Source organism: Pedobacter montanisoli (genome assembly GCF_022809115.1).
Taxonomy (GTDB): domain Bacteria; phylum Bacteroidota; class Bacteroidia; order Sphingobacteriales; family Sphingobacteriaceae; genus Pedobacter; species Pedobacter montanisoli.
Genome location: NZ_JALGBH010000001.1, coordinates 490,379 through 513,962, shown reverse-complemented (window position 1 = coordinate 513,962; position 23,584 = coordinate 490,379). Strand labels below are relative to the sequence as shown.

The following is a 23,584-nucleotide window of genomic DNA, read 5'->3' as shown; positions in this document are numbered from 1 at the left end:
AGTAGATGAGTTCCTTAAAAAACAAAGTAATTATAATTACCGGTTCATCAGGGTTATTAGGCCAGCTTGCTACAGCAGACCTAATCAAAAAAGGAGCTAAGGTAATAGGTACAGACATACACCGCACAGATTTTAAAGATAACAGCTTTGATTTTTTTGAAGGAAATATCTCTGAGAAAGAAGATATAGACCAATTAATAACCTATGCTAAGGCTACTTATAATCGCATAGACGGATTGGTAAATCTGGCATATCCAAGAACAAATGATTGGGGCACTAAATTCGAGGAAATTCCTTATACTTCATGGCAAAAAAATGTGGATATGCAGTTAAATGCTGTGTTTTATATCTGTCAGCAGGTATTAGAGATCATGAAACAACAAAACTCGGGAGCTATTGTAAACATTGCATCTATTTACGGAGTTGTAGGTAATGATTTTTCGCTGTATCAGGAATACGGCGGAACTTCTCCGGCAGCATATTCGGCCATTAAAGGAGGGATCATTAATTTTTCCAGGTATTTAGCTTCATATTATGGTAAGAACAATGTAAGAGTAAACTGTGTTTCGCCCGGAGGTATTATTGATGAAAAACAGCAGCATCCATCATTTATAAAACGGTATAGTGAGAAATCGCCTTTAGGCAGAATGGGAAGACCAGAAGAAATAGCTCCAGCAATTAGTTTCCTGTTGTCAGATGATGCTTCATTTATAACGGGGCATAATTTGATGGTAGATGGAGGATGGACGAGTATTTAAATAATTATTGAATGAAAATATTAATTACCGGGGTTGCCGGTTTCATAGGATTTCACTTAACTCAAAGCCTTCTTTCATTAGGGCATGAAATAGCAGGTATAGACAATCTCAATGATTATTATGATATTTCATTAAAAGAAAATAGGCTTGCAATACTTAAAAATCACAATAATTTTAAATTTAGTAAAATTGATTTGTGTGAGTATGATAACCTGAATAAATTGGTTGAGAATGAAAAGCCCTCATTAATTATTAATCTGGCAGCACAAGCTGGTGTACGTTATTCTATTACGAACCCGTTGGCTTATCAAAAGTCAAATTTAGAGGGTTTTTTGAATGTTCTTGAAATTTGCAGGCAAAACAGTATAAATAAACTCGTTTACGCCTCAAGCTCATCTGTTTACGGCAATAGCGATAAAGAATTCTTTTCTGAAAAAGATAATGTTGACACCCCTATATCATTATATGCCGCAACCAAAAAAGCAAATGAGTTAATGGCATACACTTATAGTCATTTATATGGAATAAACTCTATTGGATTGAGGTTTTTTACTGTTTATGGTCCATTTGGGCGGCCAGATATGGCATATTTTAAGTTTTTAAATATGTTATACGATGAAAAACCGATAGATATTTATGGAGGTGGAGAACTTTACAGAGACTTTACTTATATAGATGATATTGTAACTGGAATTGTTGCTTCATTAGAGGCGGTGAACCATGAACCTTACAATGTGATCAATTTAGGTAATAATACACCTGTAAAACTAATGGACTATATTCATATAATAGAGGGCATTACAGGTAAAGAATTTTTAAAAAATTATCTTCCTGAGCAACCTGGAGATGTTAAGCGTACTTCAGCAAACATAGATAAAGCAACAAAAAAATTAAACTATAGCCCAAAAACTGATATAAAACAAGGCATGGAGGCTTTTATTAAATGGTATAAAAAATATTACCAGATATAAATGACCTGGATAGCGGATTTCATATTGGGTATTCTGATTATACTCTGCTTTTACTTATCACCAATAAGGATTATACAGTATTATATTGCATTTGCAGCAGCAGCGGATGAGTATTTTTCTGCTGTTGTTTTAATCTGTGTTTTGCCGGTTGTATTTTATAAAGTACTAAAAGATAAATCCACTCACTTAAAAATAACTAAAATTACCCTGCTGCTCATTTTCTGGGTAGCCTACGCCTCTCTTACAATTTTCTGGGCAATAGATTACTTCAGGTATTTTACTGAAATTGTCCAGCTTATTATTTCAGTACTCTTGATGTATCTAATTTACACCCTGGTAGATACAAGAGAAAAATTGACCCAAATCTTTAATGGGCTTGTTGTTGCGGGCGTAATGCTTGCATTGTTAAGCATTGTTAATTATAATGAATACCAGTCATCAGCCATTAATTACTATGCTATTATAGCCTTATTTACACTAATTATCTACCCCTTATCAAGATATCAGAAACTGCTGGAAAAAAAAACAATAGGGGTATTTATATGTGTTTTTTTAGGACTATTGATTATTCATATTCATGATTCCAGGGCAGCCTTAGGTTTAGGTGGATTGATAATTATCTGGAGGGTTTTCTGGCTGAACAAAATGAATAAGAAACTGAAATATTTCCTGGCAATTACAGCTGTATTGGCAGTTTCTATATATGCATTAGGTTATTTATTAAATACAGATTACTTTCTGGATATAACAGATACGGAAGGCAACTTTTCTAATTTAGAGAGGATTGCGTTATTACAGCAAGCTTGGGATTTATTTCTGGTACACCCCTTTGGAATGGGGCAGGGAGCAAGTAATAATGTATTTATGAATTCAACCTACACTGTATTAAGTTATCCGCATCCCCATAATACTTTTGCCCACCTGTTAACAGAGTTGGGTTTTGTTGGCTTAATTATTTACTTAACTCTCCTCGTCCATATTTTTCGCTCGTGGATAAAAGCCAATAAGGTAAAAGATCTGAATGAAACCAACTATCAGATTTTTATTGGCCTTGGCCTTTCTTTAGCAATTCTGTTTGCTTATTCCTTTTTTGAAGATTTTTTATTTAACGGAGTTTTTAACCTTTATATATTCACATTTATAGGCATTTGTTTAGCCATGAAAAACTTACTGGTTGTTAATGATTAAGAAGGTTACAAAAATATTTACTACATCCCTTTTAGGAAAGATATTAGGCTTTTTAAGGATACAATTACTGACGGTATTTTTTGGTGCTAACTACCTTACTGATGCCATTATATTAGTAACTAATATTTATTGGTTCTGGTCCAATAATATTGTAGATTCTTTATTTTCAAATACATTAATTCCTCGGGTGGCAAAGCATGGCAAACGTAAAATGCAGATTGTTGAAGCTATTCGTACCATATCTGCAGTAAATGTATTGTCTATTTTTTTAGGTATATCAGTCATTTTCTTTTCAAAAGGAATATTACATGTTTTTGCACCAGGGGCGAATGATGAGCTGTATATGCACAGCAATCACCTTATGCTGTTAATGTTTCCATTGCTTTTTCTGATACCATTAACAGAGATATTTACGCTCTTGAACCAGTACAATGAAAAGTTTTTCATTTCTGCATCTAATATGACTATCTGGAACTTGTTCCAGATTATTGCTATTCTTATTGTTTACTATTTTTTCCGTGTAGATCTACTTCTGTACGTGTATGCTATCTGTACGGTTCTGTCCTATTTGGTTACGTCATTTATGCAGCTGTCTTCAATAGATTATAGAAATAATTTTCCTTTAAAACATTTATTTCATATTTCTTTAAGGCACTTTAAGAAAAGCATATTACATAATTTTAGCTATTTCCTATCCACTGTATTTCTGCAGGTAAATCTTTACGTAAACTTTGCTTTTATCGCATCGTTAGGAGCAGGAGCCATAACAATATACAATAACATTATTAAAATCCCTGATGTTATACAGTCGTTGGTAATGACCTCGTTCACAATTTTATTTTTTAATGAAATTGCAAATTCAAAGGATAAAATAGTTCCGCACTTTAAAAAATTTACCTTATTTATTTTTGTTATAACGATTGGCCTTTATATTGCTTGTTCTTTTTACGGAAAAGAATTTCTCTATTTAATTTTTACTAAGAAAGTATTTGACCCATTTCCAGAAACGGGAGCGGTGTTGATGTTTGCCACAATAAATATTTATTTTTTAGGCAAGTTCCTGCTTTTAATTAAAACAGCCATTATAGAGAACAGAGGGAAATATTTATTAAAAATGACCTTTATTGCATGCTTGTTAAATGTTGCACTTAATTATTTTTTGGTAGATAAATATGGAATGATGGGAGTAGTTATTTCAACCCTTTCTGTTCATATTGTTTTATCGCAAACAGTTCAGGTTATTATGCTGAAATTTAGAAAAGAACTCTCATTGGTCTACCTGTTTGATCTCCTGTTAATAACAGTCTTTGTATTTACATTATTAAAGTATAATTAAACATATATGTGTGGAATAATTGGATTTTACGACACCAGCGAAAAAGCTTTACCCATACTTAATAAACTTATTGACAATTTACACCATAGAGGGCCTGATGGAGATGGAAAGATCTTAAAAGATGGTTATGCCTTTGGTCATGTGCGGTTAAGTTTAGTGGATCTTACTTCCGGAGCACAACCCATTATTTTTCAGGAACTGACTATCGTATTTAACGGAGAGATTTACAATCATAAAGACCTGAGAGCCCAGTTAATTAAAGATGGATATAAATTTGAGACAACTTCAGATACAGAGGTATTGTTAAAACTTTTTCATCAGAAAGGGCCGGAATGCATAGACCTCTTAAATGGTATCTTTGCTTTTTCAATATATAATGCTTTAACCGGTGAAGTTTTTTTAGGGCGTGATTTATTCGGCATAAAACCACTGTATTATATCAATACAGTGTTTGACTTTGCTTTTGCTTCTGAATGGAAAACCTTATTTACTTATATAAAAGAGAAGAAAATTCCTTATGTAATTAATCAGAAGGCTTTAACAGAGTATTTTTCACATGGTTATCCCTATAGAGAAAAACTGATAGAAGAGATACAAACTGTACAAAGAGGTGCTGTAATTCGATTTAAACGGGAAACGCAACCAGAGATTGTATATCAAATGCAGTTAAATGACAGCCAAAACTCATCTTTAGAGGATATAGAAAGCGTTTTATCTAAGCAGGTAGGCCTGGAATTAGATGCGGATGTTGAAGTAGGGGTGTTATTAAGCGGAGGAATAGACTCATCTCTTGTAACCTATTTTGCATCTAAGCTTAAGAAAAAAATAAAGACTTTTTCAATTGGTTATGCAGAAGGAAAAAGATATGATGAAACAAAATATGCAAAAATAGTTTCAGAGAAATTTGATACAGACCACCATATATTTACTTTCTCAGAAGATGATCTCTTAAACGAACTGCCTCAACTTATAGATTGCCTTGACCAACCTGTATATGATCCGGCTATGTTGCCCTTACTGTTTCTTTCAAAAAATGTTAAGAAACACGTAAAAGCGGCACTTTCGGGTGATGGAGGCGATGAGTTATTTGGAGGCTATACCCATTACAGGGTTTTAAAATATAAGCCGTTGTTTGGCTTTGCTCATAAAATATTACGCACATTGGCACCGCATAATAACAAGGTTAAAACCTTGGGTAATATGCTAAATGATATTCATAAACCCAAAGGGCCATTTATGTATAATCTTAGCCTGTTAAATTATGAGCCGGAAACACATGAGATAGATAAAACCTGGCAACAAACAATGTATGAAGAAATAGATACTACATTGCAGAAAAAACTCTTGGTTAAAACAGATCTGAGTTCAATGTACTATGGACTTGAAATCAGAGTGCCTTTTTTAAATAAACGATTGTTTGAACTTTCTAAGGGACTTTCTTCCACTAACTTTATAAATCTTTTTTATGGAAAAACAGGATTAAGAAAGCTGACGAAGAAATATGTGAACGGAGATATCGCTTATAAACCCAAAAAGGGTTTCAGAGTGCCTTTAAATACCTGGATCAGAAACTCTAAACTAGGTAAACATATTGAGCATACGCTTGAAACCACTAATGTTATCCCTGAAAATGTAATATCTAAAGAACATATAAACTGGTTATTAGCAAATAAGAATTCTTTAGAGCTGGGAAATGAAATCTTTTCTCTTTACATACTTAACGAATGGTTAAAAAAACATCAAATAATTATTAATGAAAATACTCCAAATTAGAGGCGCTTTTGAAGATAACGGACCTGGTTCTCAAACATTGACTATATCTGAAGAATTAAGGAAACGTGGACATGATGTTGTGTTATGTTGCAGCGGAGGTATGTTAGTGCCTAAGATTAAATCTAAGGGATTTCAGGTGTCAATAATACCAGAACTGGCCATTAATAAAAGAAATTTATTCAGTGTAATTAAAGCAATAAAAGCATTACGAAGTTTTCTTAAAGAAAATGAGATAGAAATTGTTCACGCACATAATGCAGCTACTTTATATCTTGCTTACGTTGCCAGCCGTTTTTTATCAGTAAAAAAGAAAATCAAATTTTTTCATAGTTGCAGAGGAGTGGAGCTTAGAGAAAATTATCAATGGAGAAACTGGATATACAAAGGTTATCCTGCACATCTGTTTGCTGTATGTGAGTTTACACAGAATATTCTAATGTCTTTTGGCGTAAAAAAAGAACAGATCACAATTACTTACAATGGGGTAGATCTGGAAAGATTTGATATCTCAAAAATAGATGACAGACGTAAAGCAATCAGAGAAGAATTAAATATTCCTGAAGATGCTTTTGTTGTGGGAATAATAGGAAGGATGGGAGTTAAAGGTCACGATATTCTTATTAAGGCATTTAATCTCCTATATAAGAAATACGATAATTTATATACAGTACTGGTAGGAGAAGGCGAAACTTTTGAAAGTAATAATAAACTGGCAAAAGATTTTGGTATAACAGACAGAACAATCTTTACGGGCTTTAGAACAGATGCAGAAATGCTAAATGCTGGATTTGATATTTTTGCATTATTATCAACAGAGGGAGAGATGTTCCCTAATGCAATTTTAGAATCAATGGCTTACGGACATCCTTTCATCGCCAGCAGATTAAGCGGTATTCCGGAAATGGCCAAAAACAACGAAGGATTTTTGGTAACCATTGGAAATGAACAGGAGGTTGCAGAAAGAATAGAAGAGCTAATTAAAGATACAGATTTACGCTATGAAATGGGTAAGCACGCAAGAGAAAGCGTAATCAATGTTTTTAATATTGTAAAAGTTGTAGATAAAATTGAAAATGCTTATCAATAAGAAAAAGCTGGTTTTTGTTTGCTATGGAGGAGGGCACATAGAGCTTGTTAAATCGGTAATCCCAATACTGGTTAAAGAGAAGATATTTGAGATTATTTTAATTCCACTTACTACTGCAGTAAAAGCATTGCCTAAAGAAGGAATAGAAGGAGTTAGAATTATAGCATTACCAGAATTCATACACTTGTTTGATGAGAATATAGACCAGATTCTTGAATACGGCCTTTCATTATTTGAAGAAAATTATAATCCTGTATTGGGATTAAGAAAAAGCGATACTATTTTTTACCTGGGGCTTTCTTTGTTTGATGCGGTTACAGAATATGGTAAGGAAAGAGCACTTGATCGGTATAAAAAAATGGGTAGACAAAGTTTTCTACCTGTAGAAAGTCTTAAAACAATATTTAAATTTCTAAATCCTGATCTGGTTTTTACAACTAATTCGCCAAGATTTGAAGCAGCAGCCTTGGCAGCAGCAAAAGAGCTAAAGATTAAATCCATGCAACTATTGGATCTTTTTGGTGATGGATATCCTCTGCCTTCAGCTGATTATATAGGTGTATTGAATGAAAGTGTTGTAAACAAACTTAAAAATAAGGGGATAGAAAAAGAAATTTTACCTGTTGGCCAGCCAGTGTTTGATGATACTGTGAAGCAGGTTAAAGAAATCGACAGCGTAATACTACGTAATAAATTAAATATCCCTTCATCTTCGCAGTTAATTTTGTTTTGCCCCACCTTATATTATGTGTGGAATGATAATCTTACAATTAAAGAGATAAGAGATCTGGACCTGATCAATCAGCCTATGTTCAGAATTTTGAATCAACTTATAGAAACCAATAACGTAAGTGTGTTGTTAAGGCCACATCCTGTAAGTGATTCTATAAATAATTATCTTCCGTATATACAGGATAAAAAGGGGTACTACTATTATGATAACAGTGAACTGGGGATATTAGAAGCTATTGCTCTTTGTGATTTATGTTTAACCTACAATTCTACGGTAGCAGTTCAGGCACTGGTTTGTGATAAGAAGGTTGTGACATATAACTATGACCCTGATCAGAATTATTTCTGGCCTGAGTTTACTCAACCACCTTTTAAATATGCTCCTGATTATGAAGCATTGAATGCTGTATTAAGTCAGACTATAAAAGAAGAGATAAATAAACAAGAGTATGATCATTTCTATAAAAATGGTGCAGCTCATAAAATTTTAGATATTCTGAAAGATAAATTATGGAGTTCTTAATTATAGAGAATACACCGGAAAGGGCTCAGATCTATGACAAAATTGGCGTAGAGCGAATTTTTATAGATCTGGAAACCTTAGGAAAAACAGAAAGGCAAGGACATCTTGATACGGTAATAAGTCTGCATCACTCTATAGCTGATATTTCAAAAGTAAAAGCGGTATTAACTAAAAGCCTTCTTTTAGTCAGAACTAATCCCATACATTCAGAAAGCCAGAAGGAGATTGACCAGATTGTTAATGAAGGTGCAGATATAGTAATGCTACCCTATTTTAAAACAGCACAGGAAGTTCAGAAATTTATTAAGATTGTTAATAAAAGAGCTAAGGTTTGCCTTTTAATCGAAACGCCAGAAGCATTGGTAAGAATAGATGATATTTTAGCTGTTGAGGGGATAGATGAAGTACATATAGGGCTTAATGACCTTCATCTGGGACTTAATCTTCAGTTTATGTTTGAATTATTAAGCTGTGGTCTGGTTGATTATATGGTGCAAAAGATCAAGCAAAAAAATATCAGATTTGGCATAGGGGGAATTGCAAGCTTGTCTGGCGGTAAGATATCAGGAAAAGAAGTACTGGCAGAACATGTGCGCTTGGGTTCTTCTATGGTTATATTATCGAGAACTTTTGTTAAACAGTTTGATAACGATATAGATAATCTTGAAAAAGAAATTAATGCAATAAGAAACCAGGAAATAAAATATAATACCTTAAGCCAAATAGAATTGCAGCAACACCATATTCAGTTTAAGCAAAAAATTAACCAGATAGTTAATGAACTAATTGGTTCCTTTAGCTAATATTACTTGGCTAAATGTTTTAAAAATGATCTTTAAATATAGCTTTAAGCTATACTTATCAACATATTCTAAGTCTAATCTGATGGTTTCTTCTAAACTCAGGTTACTTCTGCCACTTATCTGAGCTAAACCGGTTATTCCAGGTTTTACCAGACTCCTTTTAACCCATTGTTCACTGGTATAATCTATTTCTTGAATAGGAGTATCAGGTCGGGGGCCTACCAGACTCATATCGCCTAAAAGTACATTTAAGAGCTGTGGAAGTTCATCAATACTGGTTTTCCTGATGAATTTTCCAACTTTTGTAATTCTTGAATCTGCATTGTTTTTGGTAACAAAAGAACCCCTCAGTTTCATCAGCTCTTCCTTACTTAACTCTTTGTTAACAGAGCTCATATCGCCAGCAAAGCGTTTAGTGTCTGTAAACATTGATCTGAATTTATAAATCTTAAAATTAATCCGATTTTTCCCTACCCTTACCTGCCTGAAAAAAACAGGGCCTTTAGAGTCTATTTTAATAAGTACAGCCACTATAATTAATATGGGCATAAGTATTACGAGCGCAATAAAAGATAAAAGCTTATCAAAAAATAAAATCATTATTGAAGAAGAAACAATATCGCAAAGACGACTAAACCATTATATTTGCAAATATATAAAAATAATATGTGCGGAATAGCTGGTTTAGTTAGTAAAGAAGGACATAATGCTTCTGTAATTAAGGATTTTGCGGCGTCAATTCATCATAGAGGACCTGACGATTTCGGTTTTTTTGAGTATAACAATTCATTTATTCTCAATACAAGACTTTCCATTATTGATATTGCCAGTGGCCATCAACCTTTTATTTCTGAAGATGGGAATATTGCTTTGGTTCAAAATGGTGAAATCTATAATTATATAGAGCTTAAAGAAGAACTAAGCGCTATGGGATTTCAGTTTAAAACTAACTCAGACACTGAAGTTCTCCTCATCGCATATCAGGCTTTTGGAAGTGAGTTTGTTAAAAAGTTAAATGGCATGTTCGCAATAGCGATCATAGATAAACTGCAAAATAAAGTATTGCTTTATCGGGACAGGTTAGGTGTTAAGCCTTTATACATCTATCAGAAAAATGACAATATTTTATTCTCATCAGAGATAAAAACTTTTTTGCGGTACAAAGATTTTGACGGAACTATAAGTAATCAATCTATTCATAATTATTTGATTTATAATTATGTGCCAATACCGGGAACAATCTTTAAATATGTAAATCATGTTTTGCCCGGACATTTTTACAGTATAGACTTAAGTAGCTACAAAATAGAAAAAGTTAAGTACTGGGAAATAGAGAACATTGCTGAAGACGAGGCTAAATCAGATGCTGAATATTTAGAAGAAATAGATCAACTGTTATTAGATGCCACTAAAATTAGATTAAGAAGTGATGTACCAGTTGGAGCATTTCTTAGTGGGGGATTAGATTCGAGTTTGATATGTGCATACATGAGTCAAATTACTGGGCAGCCGTTTAATACTTATACCATAGGCTTTAAAGAAAAAGAATTTGATGAGTCGACATATGCTAAGTATATCGCAGATAAATACAGCTTAAATTATAATGAAAAAACGCTGGAAGCAGATATAGTAGACTTATGGGCTAAAACAACCTGGTATAATGATCAGCCACATGGAGATATTTCTTTTATCCCAACCTATATAGTTGCTGGTTTTGCCGCTCAGGATCATAAATTGGTGCTAACTGGCGATGGGGGAGATGAATTATTTGCAGGTTACCTTAAATATTTATCCTTAGAGGAACATGATTGTGCATCAAAAGACTTTTTCGATTCTATCTCCTTATTTAAAGAAGGGGGCTACATCAATGAGCTTTACACAGATGCTTTTAAAGAAACTATTGATGATGAAGGAGCTTTTCAGCTTTTTATTGATGTAATTTCCAGGTCTTCTAATAAGGATAAAATAAACCAGGCGCTTTATTTTGATACTGTGCAATTACTTCCGGGTAACAATCTGGTAAAGCCAGACAAAATGGCTATGGCTAATTCACTGGAAACAAGAAGTCCGTTTTTAGATTACAGGTTCTTTGAAATGATGATGAAAGTTCCAGGTAATAAAAAACTTCAGAATAAGGATACAAAATACATTCTTAAGAAACTTGCTTTACGTCATTTCTCTGAAGAGCATGTCTATAGAAAGAAACAGATGTTTACTGTTCCGGTTGGTGAATGGTTCAAAAATAAGCTAAGCTCCTTTTTAATAAATACTTTATCCAGTGAAAGCTTTAAATCAAGAAATATCTTTAAGCAAGATCTCATTGTTAAAATGATCAATGATCATATTGAAGGGACAAAGAACTATACACGTGAATTGCGGGCAATAGTAAACCTTGAAATCTGGTTCAGGCAATTTATAGACGAAAAATAAAGAAGTTATAAGTTAGCAGGGCTTCTAGTACCTGCTAACTTCATCTAAATAAGCTATATTTTCTGCTGACAGGCTAAGTTCGGTAGCTTTCAATAATTCATTAAGCTGAGCCGGATTAGTTGCACTTGTAATGGCAGATGTTATGCTCTTTTTTGAAACTAACCAGGCAATTGCTATTGTTGCTTCTGTAACCTGATATTCCTGCGCAATAGAAGTTAATCCATTTATAATTCTGGCCCCCCGCTCATTTAAGTATTTTTTCATGCGATTTCCTCTTTCGCTCTTTTCAGGATCAACACCTTTATAGTATTTACCCGTTAAAAAGCCAGCTGCGAGAGAAAAATATGTAATTACTCCTAAATTGTATTTCAAACATGTTTGCTCAAAATCACGTTCATAATTCTCTCTGTCATACAAGTTATATTCAGGCTGTAAAGATTGGTAGGTTGGTAGATTATTTTCAACAGAAGTTTTAAGGGATAATATTAATCGCTCTTTAGAAAAATTAGAGGCTCCTACCCAGCGCACCTTTCCTGCTTTGATCAGATGTTCATATGCATTCAACGTTTCTTCAATAGGGGTGTTTATATCATCATAATGAGATTGATATAAATCAATATAGTCTGTGCTTAACCTTTGTAAAGAATCTTCAACAGCTTCAATGATATATTTCGAGCTTAAACCTTTCCTGTCATTACTCATTATACCACCAACTTTAGTAGCAATAATAATAGAATCTCTGTTTTTATGTTTTTTAAGCCAATTTCCAATTATTGTTTCAGATTCTCCTCCTTTATTGCCTGGTTTCCATGTAGAATAAACATCGGCTGTGTCTATAAAATTATGACCCTTTCCTACATATATATTAAGGAGTTCAAATGATTCTTTTTCTCCTATTGTCCAGCCAAAAACATTGCCTCCAAATGCGATTTGACTAACTTCTAAATCCGTATTACCTAATAACTTTTTCACAATCTTTAAATGTATTCAAATGTAAACTTTTTATAGATAGGATTTAAGGGATGTTTTGTGTCAATATTTTAAATATTTGTTAGTATGCTGGCTGTGATGATATTATCACATATTAATTATATTTGTCTTTTATGCAGAAGTAATAGTATTGCAATAGAAAAATGACGATACAGCTATTTACAATGCAAATCTTCCTCTATTATGAAAAACGAGCGGTTTCAGAATAACCTTTAAATGATATTTAGAAATGACGATAAATAAACGCTGCTCAGTCATTTTCTCAATTAAATAATGGATATATACCTGATTTCTATTATTACGCCCGTTTACAATGCAGAGAGGTATTTATTACAGACTCTGGAAACTGTATTGGCCCAAACTTACCTTAATTGGGAGTGGATATTAGTGGATGATTGTTCAACTGATAACTCATATAATATACTGAAGGATATTGCAGCTAAAGACGAAAGAATAAAGGTTCATAAAAATAAGATTAATTCAAAGGCTTTTCAGACTAGAAATAATGCTTTGGGCATTGCCAAGGGCAATTTTATAGCATTTTTAGATGTAGATGATTTGTGGGAGCCTGAGAAGCTGAAGCTTCAGGTTGAATTTATGAAGCAAAACAACAGTTATTTTTCTTATACAGATTTTGATAGGTTTGTTAAAGATTCTAAAAAGCCTTTAAGAAGAGAGAAACTTCCTCAAACAGCTACCTATAAAAGAATTTTAACGAATAACTATATTGCAACTTCAACTGTAATGATATGGAGAAGCAAAACGGGTGTTTTTTATATGAAAGATGTCTATTATGATGATTTTATGCTCTGGCTCGATTTACTAAAACGAATAGGAACAGGGTATAAGGTCCCTTATAATCTTATGCATTATAGGCTTACAAGTGGTTCTTTGTCTATTAATAAATTTAAGTCGGCTAAAGAAGTATATGGAATGTTTACCCGTAAGATGGGCTTTAGTTATATACGTGGAATTGTATATTTTATAACGTGGGTGGTTAATACAACCCTTAGATATATGAGATGAAAATACTTATTACGGGAATAAAAGGCTATTTCGGTCAGATCTTATCACACATTTTAGAAGAAAGTCATTCAGTATATGGGCTGGGCAGAGAACACACAGATTATAACCTTGACCTATCTCTGGGGATACCAAATAATTTTATAGATTTTGATATTGTTGTTCATGCTGCAGCCAAAGCCCATATAACACCTCGTACAGAAGCAGAAAATGAAGCATTTTTTAATGTAAATGTAAAGGGCACTAAAAACCTTTTAAAAGGCCTGGAACAAGCCCCTACTTTACCCCAATCATTTGTGTTTATCAGTTCGGTAGCGGCATATGGTCTTGAACATGGAACAGATATAGATGAAAACTATCCGCTAAAGGCTAATGATCCTTATGGGCTAAGTAAAATACAAGCAGAACAAGTTGTAGAAGAGTGGTGTAAAAAACACAATGTAATATGCAGTATCTTAAGGCTGCCTTTGCTGGTGGGAACAAATCCGCCGGGTAATCTGGGAGTAATGATAAACGGAATAAAAAGAGGATATTATTTTAATATCTCAGGAGGTAAAGCAAAAAAAAGTATGGTAATTGCAGAAGATGTAGCCAGGATTATTCCTAAAGTGGCAACAATTGGAGGTGTATATAACCTTACCGATGGATATCATCCAACTTTTAAGGAACTATCACAACATATTGCAAAACAGTTTGGAAGAAAAGAAAATCTTAATATGCCCTATTGGATAGCAAAACTTTTAGCTATTTTTGGAGATATGGCGGTAAGTTTTCCCGTTAACTCAAAAAAAATAACCAAAATAACCTCTGATCTTACATTTAACGATACAAAAGCAAGAAAACTATTAGGATGGAATCCTCAAAAAGTAGTAGATAACTTTCAAATAGAACTAAGAAACTATCGTTCACAATAACGATATATGGATAACATTTTAGAGTATACCATTTTATTGATATCTCTATTCTTAATAGAATGGATATACATAAAACTTGCTGAAAAATATAAGTTTGTAAATTACAGGAAATTTGAAAATCGTAGCCTAACAGGCTATCAGCAAACTATAAGAGGTGGCGGAATTATATTTATTATTAGCATTTTAATAAGTGTTTTTCTTTTTTCTTTTCATAATTATTATTTTTTAGCTGGCTTGTTCTTACTAACGATAATAAGTTTTCTGGATGATGTCATAAATGTAAATTTTAGAACCCGGTTGATATTTCATGCAGTAGCAGCGGTTTTACTGCTTTGTCAATTTAAGCTGCTTGATTTACCTATAGCATACTTGTGCTTTATTGGTGTTTTCATTATTGCTACCATAAATGCGTACAACTTTATGGATGGAATTAATGGTATGACAGGTGGCTATAGTTTATTGGCAATTCTGTCATTTTACTATATTAATTCTAATATTGTACAATTTACCTCTGCTCAATTGCTGGTCGTAACAGGATTGTCTTTGATTGTTTTTAACTTTTTTAATTTCAGAGGAAAAGCAAAATGCTTTGCAGGAGATGTGGGAAGTATAGGGATTGCTTTTATAACCCTTTTTTTTATGGGGCAGCTTATTCTAAAAACCGGAAATGTTTCCTATCTATTTTTACTCTTAATTTATGGTATAGATACTTTATTTACGGTTTTCTTTAGAAAAATAAAAGGAGAGAATATATTCGAAGCTCATCATAGTCATCTTTATCAATATTTGGTCCGATATTTAACACTTCCTCACTTATATGTGTCATCTATATATGTTGTTAGTCAGTTGATAATTAACATTGTACTCCTCTCTCTTCTTGCCAAGTCTCATGTCTATATCTTTATATTGGTATTGGTTGTAATATGTGTTTATTTGATGGTAAGATTCTATTTAGAAGAGAAGAAAAAGCAACGTATTAAATTCAATCTCGTTAAACAACATGATGATTTTTTTGTTAAATGACATATTAATGTTACTTTTATAGACATATTTTTAAACGTATTTGGATTGTTTATGAAAATAAACATAGTGCCCAGATGGATTATTTTTTTGCTGGATATATTTATTTGTCTGGTATCTTTAATTATAGCATATGCTATTAAACTCAATTTTGCATTAAATGAAGTTAATGTTCAGGAATTTAATGTAAATGCTTTAATTTTAACATGCATAAATTTTCTGGTATTCTTTAATGTAAAGACATACTCAGGTATAATTCGTTACACCAGTGCACAAGATACTTTCAGGGTATTATTTGCTGTGGTTATTAGTAATGGATTGTTTCTGTTTCTGAACTTTGCGGTTACAATATTCAGAGGGACGCCCTTAATTTCCAATGCTATAATTGTTGTTAATACTCTTGCTGCTTTCTTGCTTTTAATAACATATAGGGTACTGGTAAAATATTTCTTCCTTTACATTAAAAATCTTAATCTGGATAAAAGAAAAGTTGTTATTTATGGTGCTGGAGAAGCTGGTCTAGCAACTAAGAGAACTTTTGATCATGACGGACGCGTAAATAAAACCATTATTGCTTTTGTTGATGATGATGAAAGAAAAATTGGGAAAACAATAGATGGTATAAAAATTATTGATGCTGCTAATTTGGAGGATCTTATTCGTGATCATGAGTTGGACGAAATTATTTTTGCATCTTATACCATTCCTAACGAAAGAAAAAACCAAATTGTTGATGTATGTTTAGAAAATGATGTGGTAGCGCTAAATATACCTCCTGCAGACGTATGGATTGGCGGGAAATTACATCAGACACAGATACAGAATATCAATATTGAAGATTTGCTTAACCGTAAGCAAATAGAGATGGATACAGCAGGTATTCAGAATCAGTTAAAATCTAAACGCGTCCTAATTACAGGAGCTGCAGGTTCTATCGGAAGCGAAATCGTAAGGCAACTTATTAAATTTGATTTAAGCCTCATTATTTTATGCGATCAGTCTGAAACTGCCCTACATCATATTTACTTAGAGCTGGAAGAAGAACATAAACACACCAATTTTCACGCTTTTGTTGGAGATGTAAGAGATCAGCAGCGGATGGAGCATCTCTTTGAGACTTACAAGCCTCATTACGTTTATCATGCTGCAGCATATAAGCATGTGCCTTTAATGGAAGACAATCCTTCTGAAGCAATTAAAGTAAACGTTTTAGGTACCAAAACAATAGCAGATCTTTCGGTTAAACATGGGGTGCAGAAATTCGTAATGATTTCTACAGATAAAGCGGTGAACCCTACTAATGTAATGGGTGCGTCAAAACGTATAGCCGAGATCTATGTTCAATCTTTAAATAATTCTTTATCAAACCGTGATGCTATTTATAGAAATGGCTTAAGTTATATCAATGATTTAGATGTAAAACCTATAACTAAATTCATTACTACGCGTTTTGGGAATGTTTTGGGCTCTAATGGATCTGTGATCCCAAGATTTAAACAACAGATTGAAAAAGGCGGTCCGGTTACAGTAACCCATCCTGAAATAACACGTTTTTTTATGACCATACCCGAAGCCTGCAGACTGGTTCTGGAAGCAGGTTGTATGGGTAAAGGTGGTGAGATTTATGTGTTTGACATGGGTAAATCTGTAAAAATAGTAGAACTGGCTAAGAAGATGATAAGACTGGCAGGCTTGGTCCCAAATCAAGATATAAAAATTCAATATTCAGGTTTAAGGCCGGGAGAAAAACTATTTGAAGAATTGCTAAACGATAATGAAAATACCATGCCTACACATCACCAGCAAATTATGATAGGCAAAGTTAGAGAATATCACTTTAATGAAGTAGAAGACCAGATCTATAATCTGCTGGAATTTGCTAAGAAAAATGATGACAGACAAGTGGTTATTGCAATGAAAGGAATTGTGATAGAATATAAAAGTAAAAACTCCATTTTCGAAGAACTAGATGCCCCTAAAAATGATTAAAAAAAAACTACTGTTGGTTTTTGCTCTGTCTGTTTTTATTTTTAATGTTCAGGCTCAAATTTCAACTCCCAATCAGAATATTCCTTTAGACTATCAATTTTATCAGAAATTAAACAGGTCTGTATATGATACAAAGAGTAAATTTCACTCTTCCATAAGAGGATTTTATTCGGATGATTCGCTTTTAGAAAAGCAGTACGACTCTTTAATGAAATATGGAACAGATACATTGAATAAACGAAGTTGGGTACATCGTAAACTGTTTCAAGAGCATTTAATCCAGATTGAAAATGAAGAGTATCGTGTTTATGCAGACTTTCTACCTGATTTTCAAATAGGAAGAGATTTTCAAACCAACAGAACAACATGGCTAAACACACGAGGTTTTCAGATAGGCGGGAACATTGGAAAAACCTTTTCGTTTTATTTAAACGGATTTGAAGATCAGGGAAAATTTCCTAATTATATTAATGATTTTATTGTTAAAAATCAGGTTGTTCCGGGGCAGTCATTCGGAAAACTGGGAACAGATAAACAGGATTGGACCTATGTTACTGCCCTTTTATCTTATACGCCAAGTAAGTATGTTAACTTTGCATTAGGATATGATAAAAATTTTATAGGAGATGGTTATCGCTCTGTGTTGTTATCTGATGTGGCTTCAAACTATTCTTTTTTTAGGATCAGAGCCAGTTTAGGAAGTGTGCAATATCAAACCATATTTGCTTATATGCTGGATCCGGGAGCACCCAAGCTAACTACAGACAGAAGGTTAGGAGACCGAGGTAAATGGATGGCAGCTCATTATGTAGACTGGAATGTAACTAACAGACTATCTTTAGGTTTTTTTCAGGCTGTAACCTGGGCAGATGCAGAAGTAGAGGGTAAACGTGGCTTTGATTTTAATTATGTCCACCCCTTTATTTTCTTAAGATCGGTTGAAAGTACGAATACGACATCTCCAGATAAGATGCGTTTGGGCTTTAATGCTAAATATGAGGTATTGGAGAAAACAGCTGTTTACGGACAGTTTATGTTCGATGAATTTACAGCTAAAGAATTCTTCTCAAATAAAGGTTATTGGGCTAATAAATGGGCAATTCAGTTAGGGCTTAGAGGCTCTGATTTGTTCAATGTTCCTGCTTTAAATTATCTGGCAGAGTTTAATACAGCACGTCCTTATACTTATGCACATTTTGACCGAATGTCAAACTATTCGCAATATAATCAGCCATTGGCACATCCTTATGGAGCAAATTTTAGAGAAACTTTAGGTCTATTAAATTATAGCTTTAAACGATTTGATTTTCAAGGGCAGCTCTTATATGCGAATTATGGTTTAGATGGAACAGGAGAGAATTATGGAAAAGATATATTCAAAAATTATAATACTCGTGTAGCAGATTACGGCAACCACATAGGGCAAGGACTATCAACAGATTTGTATATTATACAGGGAAAAATAGCTTATTTATTGAACCCTAAATATAACCTTAAACTGGAACTGGCAGGAACTTATCGCCAGGAAAAGAACAGTAAATGGAATAACAAAACCAATTGGGTAACATTTGGGCTAAGGAGTAGTTTCAGGAACATTTATTACGATTTTTAATTTAAATCATATTCTATGATAATTAAAAAGGCTGTTTGATTACCAAACAGCCTTTTTTGTTTAAAAGAGTTATAAACTATATTTTACTTAAATAATCCTGATATGCAAGTTGTAATCCTTCTGCTAATTCAATTTGATGTCTCCATCCTAAATTGTGCAGTTTTGAAACATCCATGAGCTTTCTTGGAGTTCCATCAGGTTTGCTTGTATCAAAAGTTAATACTCCTTCAAATCCTACTATATCCTTGATCATTAAGGCTAAATCTTTGATAGTTAGGTCTTCTCCCGTACCTATATTAATGAGATTAGATTCATTATAATTTTGCATTAAAAAATAACAGGCATCTGCTAAATCATCAGCAAATAAGAATTCACGCATTGGAGCGCCTGTTCCCCATATCACTACTTCTGTACTGCCGTTGCGTTTTGCTTCGTCAAACTTTCTGATCAGAGCAGGTAAAACATGTGAATTTTGAGGGTGGTAGTTGTCATTATAGCCGTATAAATTTGTTGGCATTACAGAAATAAAATTACAACCGTACTGCGCTCTATAAGCATCACACATTTTAATTCCCGCAATTTTAGCAATAGCGTAAGGTTCATTCGTGTCTTCTAATAATCCTGTAAGCAGATACTCTTCTTTTAAAGGTTGTGGTGCCAGTTTTGGATAGATACAGCTTGAACCTAAGAACATTAATTTTTTTACGCCATTTACATATGATTGATGTATAACATTGTTCTGGATAGCCAGATTCTCATATAGAAAGTCGGCTCTATATGTATTATTGGCTACAATACCACCAACTTTAGCTGCTGCTAAAAAAACATAATCGGGTTTTTCTTGAGCAAAAAAATCAGCTACAGCTTGTTGATTCCTTAAGTCAAGTTCTGAAGAAGTCCTAGTAATAATGTTAGAAAAACCTTCTTTAACTAACTTACGATGGATAGCCGAACCCACCATTCCTCTATGTCCGGCTACAAATATCTTAGCACTTTTTTCCAATTTATAGATGTATTTAAGTGAAATTAGCAGGCAAGTGTTTTTGTAGTCCTGCTGATGGCAAATTTTTTAACGGTATTTATAATGGCGGTTTTATCATAGCCGCATAATGCCCATAACTCAGGCTGCTCCCCATGTTCAATAATCTCATCAGGAATACCTAATCTAACTACATTCGCCTTATAACCGTTATCGGCCATAAATTCTAAAACAGCACTTCCCATACCTCCTTGTACACAACCGTCTTCTACAGTAATGATATTTTGATATCTTTTAAAAACTTCGTGTAATAGCTCCGTATCTAAAGGCTTTACAAATCTGAGGTCATAATGCGCAGGATGGATACCTTCTGTACTTAATTCTTTACAGGCTTCAACTGCAAAATTACCTACATGCCCAATGGTTAGGATAGCGACATCTTCACCATCGGTTATTTTTCTGCCTTTACCTACTTCTAATGCTTTGAAAGGTCGTTTCCAGTCAGGCATAACCCCATTACCCCGAGGGTAACGAATGGTGAAAGGTCCCATGTTTTCCTGTTGACCGGTGTACATCATATTTCTCAGCTCTTCCTCGTTCATAGGTGAAGCGACTACCATATTTGGAATACAACGCATAAAGGCTAAATCATAAGCTCCATGATGTGTTGGCCCATCGGCACCAGCTAATCCGGCACGATCTAAACAAAAGATAACATTTAAATTTTGAATAGCTACATCATGAATTACCTGATCATACGCTCTTTGCATAAAGCTCGAGTAGATATTACAAAAAGGCACTAATCCTTGTGTAGCTAAACCTGCAGAAAAAGTTACTGCATGCTGCTCTGCAATTCCCACATCAAAAGCTCTGTCTGGCATGGCTTTCATCATAATGTTTAATGAAGAGCCAGAAGGCATAGCAGGCGTAATTCCTACTATTTTATCATTTGCTTCAGCAAGCTCAACCATAGTATGTCCAAAAACATCCTGATATTTTGGAGGCTGGGGTTTGTCTGGAACGGATTTTTTAATTTCACCCGTGATCTTATCAAACAGACCAGGAGCATGCCATTTGGTTTGGTCTTTTTCTGCCAAAGCAAAGCCTTTACCTTTTACAGTTACGCAATGCAATAGCTTTGGACCCGGTATATCTTTGAGATCTTTAATAATCGAAGCAAGACGCTTAACGTCATGCCCATCAACCGGACCAAAATATCTGAAGTTAAGAGCTTCAAAAAGGTTACTCTGTTTTAAAAGTGTTCCTTTAATGCTTTTCTGAATTTTCTTTACATATTTCTGTGCATTCGGACCAAGCTCTGAAAGTTTGGTTAGCACGTTGAAAACATCATCCCTAAAACGGTTATATGATTTAGAAGTTGTAATGCTTGTTAAATATTCTTTTAAAGCGCCAACATTGGGGTCAATAGACATGCAATTGTCGTTCAAGATCACCAGAACGTTAGACTTCTCAATACCTGCATGATTTAGGCCTTCAAAGGCTAAACCTGCGGTCATTGCACCATCGCCAATTACCGCAACGTGCTGGCGGTCTTTTTCTCCTTTGTAATGCGAAGCAACAGCCATACCCAGTGCGGCAGAAATCGAAGTTGATGAATGCCCAACTCCAAAAGTATCATAAACGCTTTCGCTGATTTTTGGGAAACCACTAATGCCGTTTAAGATCCGGTTAGTATGAAATTGCTCTCGGCGACCAGTTAAGATTTTATGACCATAAGCCTGATGCCCAACATCCCATACCAAACGATCATAAGGTGTATTTAATGCATAATGTAAGGCTACAGTAAGCTCTACTACTCCTAAACTTGCCCCAAAATGTCCCCCATTAACACTAACAACATCAATAATATATTGACGTAGCTCCTGGCAAATTTGCTCCAAATCCTGCTCACTGTATTTCTTTAAATCGTCTGGGCTGTTAATGGTTGATAATAAGGTTCCTGGTTTAATTTCCATGCAAAAACTTAAAAATACAAATTACGACATTTTGTTTAATACTTTCATTAAATATGTTCTAAAAAATAGCTTATTTGCAAAAGCATTTATAATACGTAAAAAAGGTGTTTTGCATTAAAACTGCTTTTACAAATGTATATAGATCATTGTTTTAACTGATAAATTAAGTATTTTTACCAAAAATCTTATAACTCCGTATAATGAAAAAAGACACTTTAGTTTTCGACTTAATTAGCAAAGAATTAGACAGACAGGAACATGGATTAGAGCTTATAGCTTCCGAGAATTTTGTAAGCAGACAAGTAATGGAAGCAGCCGGTTCAGTTTTAACCAATAAATATGCAGAAGGTTTACCGGGTAAGCGTTACTATGGAGGTTGTGAAGTAGTAGATCAGATAGAAAACATTGCTATTGAAAGAGCTAAAAAGTTGTTTGGTGCAGAATGGGTAAATGTTCAGCCTCACTCAGGAGCACAGGCAAATGCAGCAGTAATGCTTGCGGTATTACAGCCTGGAGATAAGATTTTAGGTTTTGATTTATCTCATGGAGGACACTTAACCCATGGATCTCCGGTTAATTTCTCGGGAAAATTATATCAGCCATTTTTTTATGGAGTAAAGAAAGAAGATGGCCTTATTGATTATGCTAAATTAGAAGAAGTAGCATTGGCAGAAAAACCTAAATTAATTATTTGTGGTGCATCTGCTTATTCAAGAGAGTGGGATTATGCCTTTATACGTAAAGTTGCAGATCAAGTTGGTGCTTTGGTACTGGCAGATATTTCACATCCGGCAGGTTTTATTGCTAAAGGTCTTTTAAATGATCCTCTTCCTCATTGCCATATTGTAACCACAACTACCCATAAAACATTGAGAGGCCCAAGAGGTGGTATGATTATGATGGGGAAAGACTTTGAGAACCCATTTGGATTGACAACTCCAAAAGGAGAAATCAGAATGATGTCTTCTTTATTGGATATGGCCGTTTTTCCGGGTACACAAGGTGGCCCGTTAGAACATATTATTGCAGCTAAAGCAGTAGCTTTTGGAGAGGCATTAACAGATGAATATTTAGCATATATCAAACAAGTTGGTGCAAATGCCAAAGCTATGGCACAGGCATTTATAGCAAAAGGCTACGGAATTATTTCTGGAGGTACTGATAACCACTTGATGCTGATTGACCTACGCAATAAAAACATTACAGGTAAGCAAGCAGAGAATGCCTTGGTAAAAGCTGACATAACCGTAAATAAAAATATGGTTCCTTTTGATGACAAATCACCATTTGTTACATCTGGTATGCGTGTGGGTACTGCCGCGATTACATCAAGAGGATTTAAAGAGACAGAAATGGCTCAGATCGTTGATCTGATAGATGAAGTGATTTCAAATTTTGAGAATGAGCAAATTATTGATCAGGTAAAACACAAAGTACAAACCTTAGTAAGTAATTTTCCTCTTTACAAATAATATTACAG

Annotated in this window: 19 protein-coding genes; 15 read left to right on the top strand and 4 right to left on the bottom strand. The window is 34.0% G+C overall.

All coding sequences use genetic code 11. The features are described 5' to 3' along the window. Positions 1-5: 5 nt before the first annotated feature. From MMF97_RS02190 to MMF97_RS02155, 8 genes are read left to right on the top strand one after another with little or no spacing between them, the layout of a single operon-like run. Complete coding sequence (locus MMF97_RS02190) at positions 6-758, top strand: SDR family oxidoreductase (protein ID WP_243358448.1); 753 nt, start codon at positions 6-8, stop codon at positions 756-758. An 11-nt stretch (positions 759-769) separates the two neighbouring features. Next, on the top strand, positions 770-1,729 hold the full coding sequence (locus MMF97_RS02185) for an NAD-dependent epimerase/dehydratase family protein (protein WP_243358446.1): 960 nt from the start codon (positions 770-772) through the stop codon (positions 1,727-1,729). Next, entirely contained in the window at positions 1,730-2,917 is a 1,188-nt protein-coding gene (locus MMF97_RS02180; protein ID WP_243358445.1) for an O-antigen ligase family protein, read from the top strand. Beyond that, positions 2,910-4,253, top strand: coding sequence for a lipid II flippase MurJ (locus tag MMF97_RS02175; RefSeq protein WP_243358433.1), 1,344 nt, complete (start codon positions 2,910-2,912; stop codon positions 4,251-4,253). The genes MMF97_RS02180 and MMF97_RS02175 overlap by 8 nt, the downstream gene beginning before the upstream one ends. A 6-nt stretch (positions 4,254-4,259) precedes the next feature. After that, entirely contained in the window at positions 4,260-6,026 is a 1,767-nt protein-coding gene (gene asnB / locus MMF97_RS02170) for an asparagine synthase (glutamine-hydrolyzing) (RefSeq protein ID WP_243358431.1), read from the top strand. Next, positions 6,007-7,113, top strand: a complete 1,107-nt coding sequence (locus tag MMF97_RS02165; RefSeq protein ID WP_243358415.1) for a glycosyltransferase — start codon at positions 6,007-6,009, stop codon at positions 7,111-7,113. The genes asnB (MMF97_RS02170) and MMF97_RS02165 overlap by 20 nt, the downstream gene beginning before the upstream one ends. After that, positions 7,100-8,368, top strand: a complete 1,269-nt coding sequence (locus tag MMF97_RS02160; RefSeq protein ID WP_243358406.1) for a CDP-glycerol glycerophosphotransferase family protein — start codon at positions 7,100-7,102, stop codon at positions 8,366-8,368. The genes MMF97_RS02165 and MMF97_RS02160 overlap by 14 nt, the downstream gene beginning before the upstream one ends. Continuing rightward, positions 8,356-9,171, top strand: a complete 816-nt coding sequence (locus MMF97_RS02155) for an aldolase/citrate lyase family protein (protein WP_243358404.1) — start codon at positions 8,356-8,358, stop codon at positions 9,169-9,171. Before MMF97_RS02160 ends, MMF97_RS02155 begins: the two co-directional genes overlap by 13 nt. Here the strand turns inward: MMF97_RS02155 and MMF97_RS02150 are convergent. Next, positions 9,151-9,771, bottom strand: coding sequence for a sugar transferase (locus tag MMF97_RS02150; RefSeq protein ID WP_262916085.1), 621 nt, complete (start codon positions 9,769-9,771; stop codon positions 9,151-9,153). The genes MMF97_RS02155 and MMF97_RS02150 overlap by 21 nt on opposite strands. Before the next feature lie 66 nt (positions 9,772-9,837). Here MMF97_RS02150 and asnB (MMF97_RS02145) point away from each other — a divergent pair, with 66 nt between their 5' ends. After that, the gene (gene asnB / locus MMF97_RS02145; protein ID WP_243358391.1) at positions 9,838-11,601 is read left to right on the top strand and encodes an asparagine synthase (glutamine-hydrolyzing); all 1,764 of its coding nucleotides are present in this window, start codon (positions 9,838-9,840) and stop codon (positions 11,599-11,601) included. Positions 11,602-11,625: 24 nt separating this feature from the next. Here the strand turns inward: asnB (MMF97_RS02145) and MMF97_RS02140 are convergent, their stop codons facing one another. Beyond that, positions 11,626-12,573: an aldo/keto reductase gene (locus tag MMF97_RS02140; protein WP_317228592.1), complete on the bottom strand. Its 948-nt coding sequence runs from the start codon at positions 12,571-12,573 to the stop codon at positions 11,626-11,628. 291 nt (positions 12,574-12,864) lie between these two features. Here MMF97_RS02140 and MMF97_RS02135 point away from each other — a divergent pair, with 291 nt between their 5' ends. From MMF97_RS02135 to MMF97_RS02115, 5 genes are read left to right on the top strand one after another with little or no spacing between them, the layout of a single operon-like run. Next, positions 12,865-13,617 carry a glycosyltransferase family 2 protein gene (locus tag MMF97_RS02135; protein WP_243358389.1) on the top strand — a complete coding sequence of 251 codons (753 nt, stop codon included), beginning with the start codon at positions 12,865-12,867 and terminating at the stop codon, positions 13,615-13,617. Continuing rightward, a complete protein-coding gene (locus MMF97_RS02130) occupies positions 13,614-14,528 on the top strand; it encodes an NAD-dependent epimerase/dehydratase family protein (RefSeq protein WP_243358387.1) in 915 nt (304 codons plus the stop codon). The genes MMF97_RS02135 and MMF97_RS02130 overlap by 4 nt, the downstream gene beginning before the upstream one ends. A gap of 6 nt (positions 14,529-14,534) precedes the next feature. Continuing rightward, on the top strand, positions 14,535-15,551 hold the full coding sequence (locus tag MMF97_RS02125; RefSeq protein ID WP_243358384.1) for an MraY family glycosyltransferase: 1,017 nt from the start codon (positions 14,535-14,537) through the stop codon (positions 15,549-15,551). Between the two features lie 51 nt (positions 15,552-15,602). Then, the gene (locus tag MMF97_RS02120; RefSeq protein WP_394801151.1) at positions 15,603-17,537 is read left to right on the top strand and encodes a polysaccharide biosynthesis protein; all 1,935 of its coding nucleotides are present in this window, start codon (positions 15,603-15,605) and stop codon (positions 17,535-17,537) included. Beyond that, positions 17,530-19,149: a gliding motility protein RemB gene (locus MMF97_RS02115; RefSeq protein ID WP_243358380.1), complete on the top strand. Its 1,620-nt coding sequence runs from the start codon at positions 17,530-17,532 to the stop codon at positions 19,147-19,149. Before MMF97_RS02120 ends, MMF97_RS02115 begins: the two co-directional genes overlap by 8 nt. A gap of 76 nt (positions 19,150-19,225) precedes the next feature. On the opposite strand, the gene fcl is transcribed toward MMF97_RS02115, so the two are convergent. Together fcl and dxs are read right to left on the bottom strand one after the other, a co-directional pair. Continuing rightward, positions 19,226-20,152 (bottom strand): GDP-L-fucose synthase, encoded by a 927-nt coding sequence (fcl, locus tag MMF97_RS02110; RefSeq protein WP_262916084.1) that lies wholly within the window; start codon positions 20,150-20,152, stop codon positions 19,226-19,228. Positions 20,153-20,175: 23 nt separating this feature from the next. After that, entirely contained in the window at positions 20,176-22,104 is a 1,929-nt protein-coding gene (gene dxs, locus MMF97_RS02105; RefSeq protein WP_243358377.1) for a 1-deoxy-D-xylulose-5-phosphate synthase, read from the bottom strand. 200 nt (positions 22,105-22,304) lie between these two features. Here dxs and glyA point away from each other — a divergent pair, with 200 nt between their 5' ends. Then, positions 22,305-23,576 carry a serine hydroxymethyltransferase gene (glyA, locus tag MMF97_RS02100; RefSeq protein ID WP_243358376.1) on the top strand — a complete coding sequence of 424 codons (1,272 nt, stop codon included), beginning with the start codon at positions 22,305-22,307 and terminating at the stop codon, positions 23,574-23,576. The last annotated feature ends 8 nt before the right edge of the window (positions 23,577-23,584 follow it).

Coding starts and splice junctions, on each gene's coding strand:
- MMF97_RS02135 (WP_243358389.1), top strand. CDS start 12,865: ATGGATATATACCTGATTTCTATTATTACGCCCGTTTACAATGCAGAG.
- MMF97_RS02175 (WP_243358433.1), top strand. CDS start 2,910: ATGATTAAGAAGGTTACAAAAATATTTACTACATCCCTTTTAGGAAAG.
- dxs (WP_243358377.1), bottom strand. CDS start 22,104: ATGGAAATTAAACCAGGAACCTTATTATCAACCATTAACAGCCCAGAC.
- asnB (WP_243358431.1), top strand. CDS start 4,260: ATGTGTGGAATAATTGGATTTTACGACACCAGCGAAAAAGCTTTACCC.
- MMF97_RS02115 (WP_243358380.1), top strand. CDS start 17,530: ATGATTAAAAAAAAACTACTGTTGGTTTTTGCTCTGTCTGTTTTTATT.
- MMF97_RS02125 (WP_243358384.1), top strand. CDS start 14,535: ATGGATAACATTTTAGAGTATACCATTTTATTGATATCTCTATTCTTA.
- MMF97_RS02185 (WP_243358446.1), top strand. CDS start 770: ATGAAAATATTAATTACCGGGGTTGCCGGTTTCATAGGATTTCACTTA.
- MMF97_RS02165 (WP_243358415.1), top strand. CDS start 6,007: ATGAAAATACTCCAAATTAGAGGCGCTTTTGAAGATAACGGACCTGGT.
- asnB (WP_243358391.1), top strand. CDS start 9,838: ATGTGCGGAATAGCTGGTTTAGTTAGTAAAGAAGGACATAATGCTTCT.
- MMF97_RS02120 (WP_394801151.1), top strand. CDS start 15,603: ATGAAAATAAACATAGTGCCCAGATGGATTATTTTTTTGCTGGATATA.
- MMF97_RS02150 (WP_262916085.1), bottom strand. CDS start 9,771: ATGATTTTATTTTTTGATAAGCTTTTATCTTTTATTGCGCTCGTAATA.
- MMF97_RS02180 (WP_243358445.1), top strand. CDS start 1,730: ATGACCTGGATAGCGGATTTCATATTGGGTATTCTGATTATACTCTGC.
- MMF97_RS02155 (WP_243358404.1), top strand. CDS start 8,356: ATGGAGTTCTTAATTATAGAGAATACACCGGAAAGGGCTCAGATCTAT.
- MMF97_RS02190 (WP_243358448.1), top strand. CDS start 6: ATGAGTTCCTTAAAAAACAAAGTAATTATAATTACCGGTTCATCAGGG.
- glyA (WP_243358376.1), top strand. CDS start 22,305: ATGAAAAAAGACACTTTAGTTTTCGACTTAATTAGCAAAGAATTAGAC.
- MMF97_RS02160 (WP_243358406.1), top strand. CDS start 7,100: ATGCTTATCAATAAGAAAAAGCTGGTTTTTGTTTGCTATGGAGGAGGG.
- MMF97_RS02130 (WP_243358387.1), top strand. CDS start 13,614: ATGAAAATACTTATTACGGGAATAAAAGGCTATTTCGGTCAGATCTTA.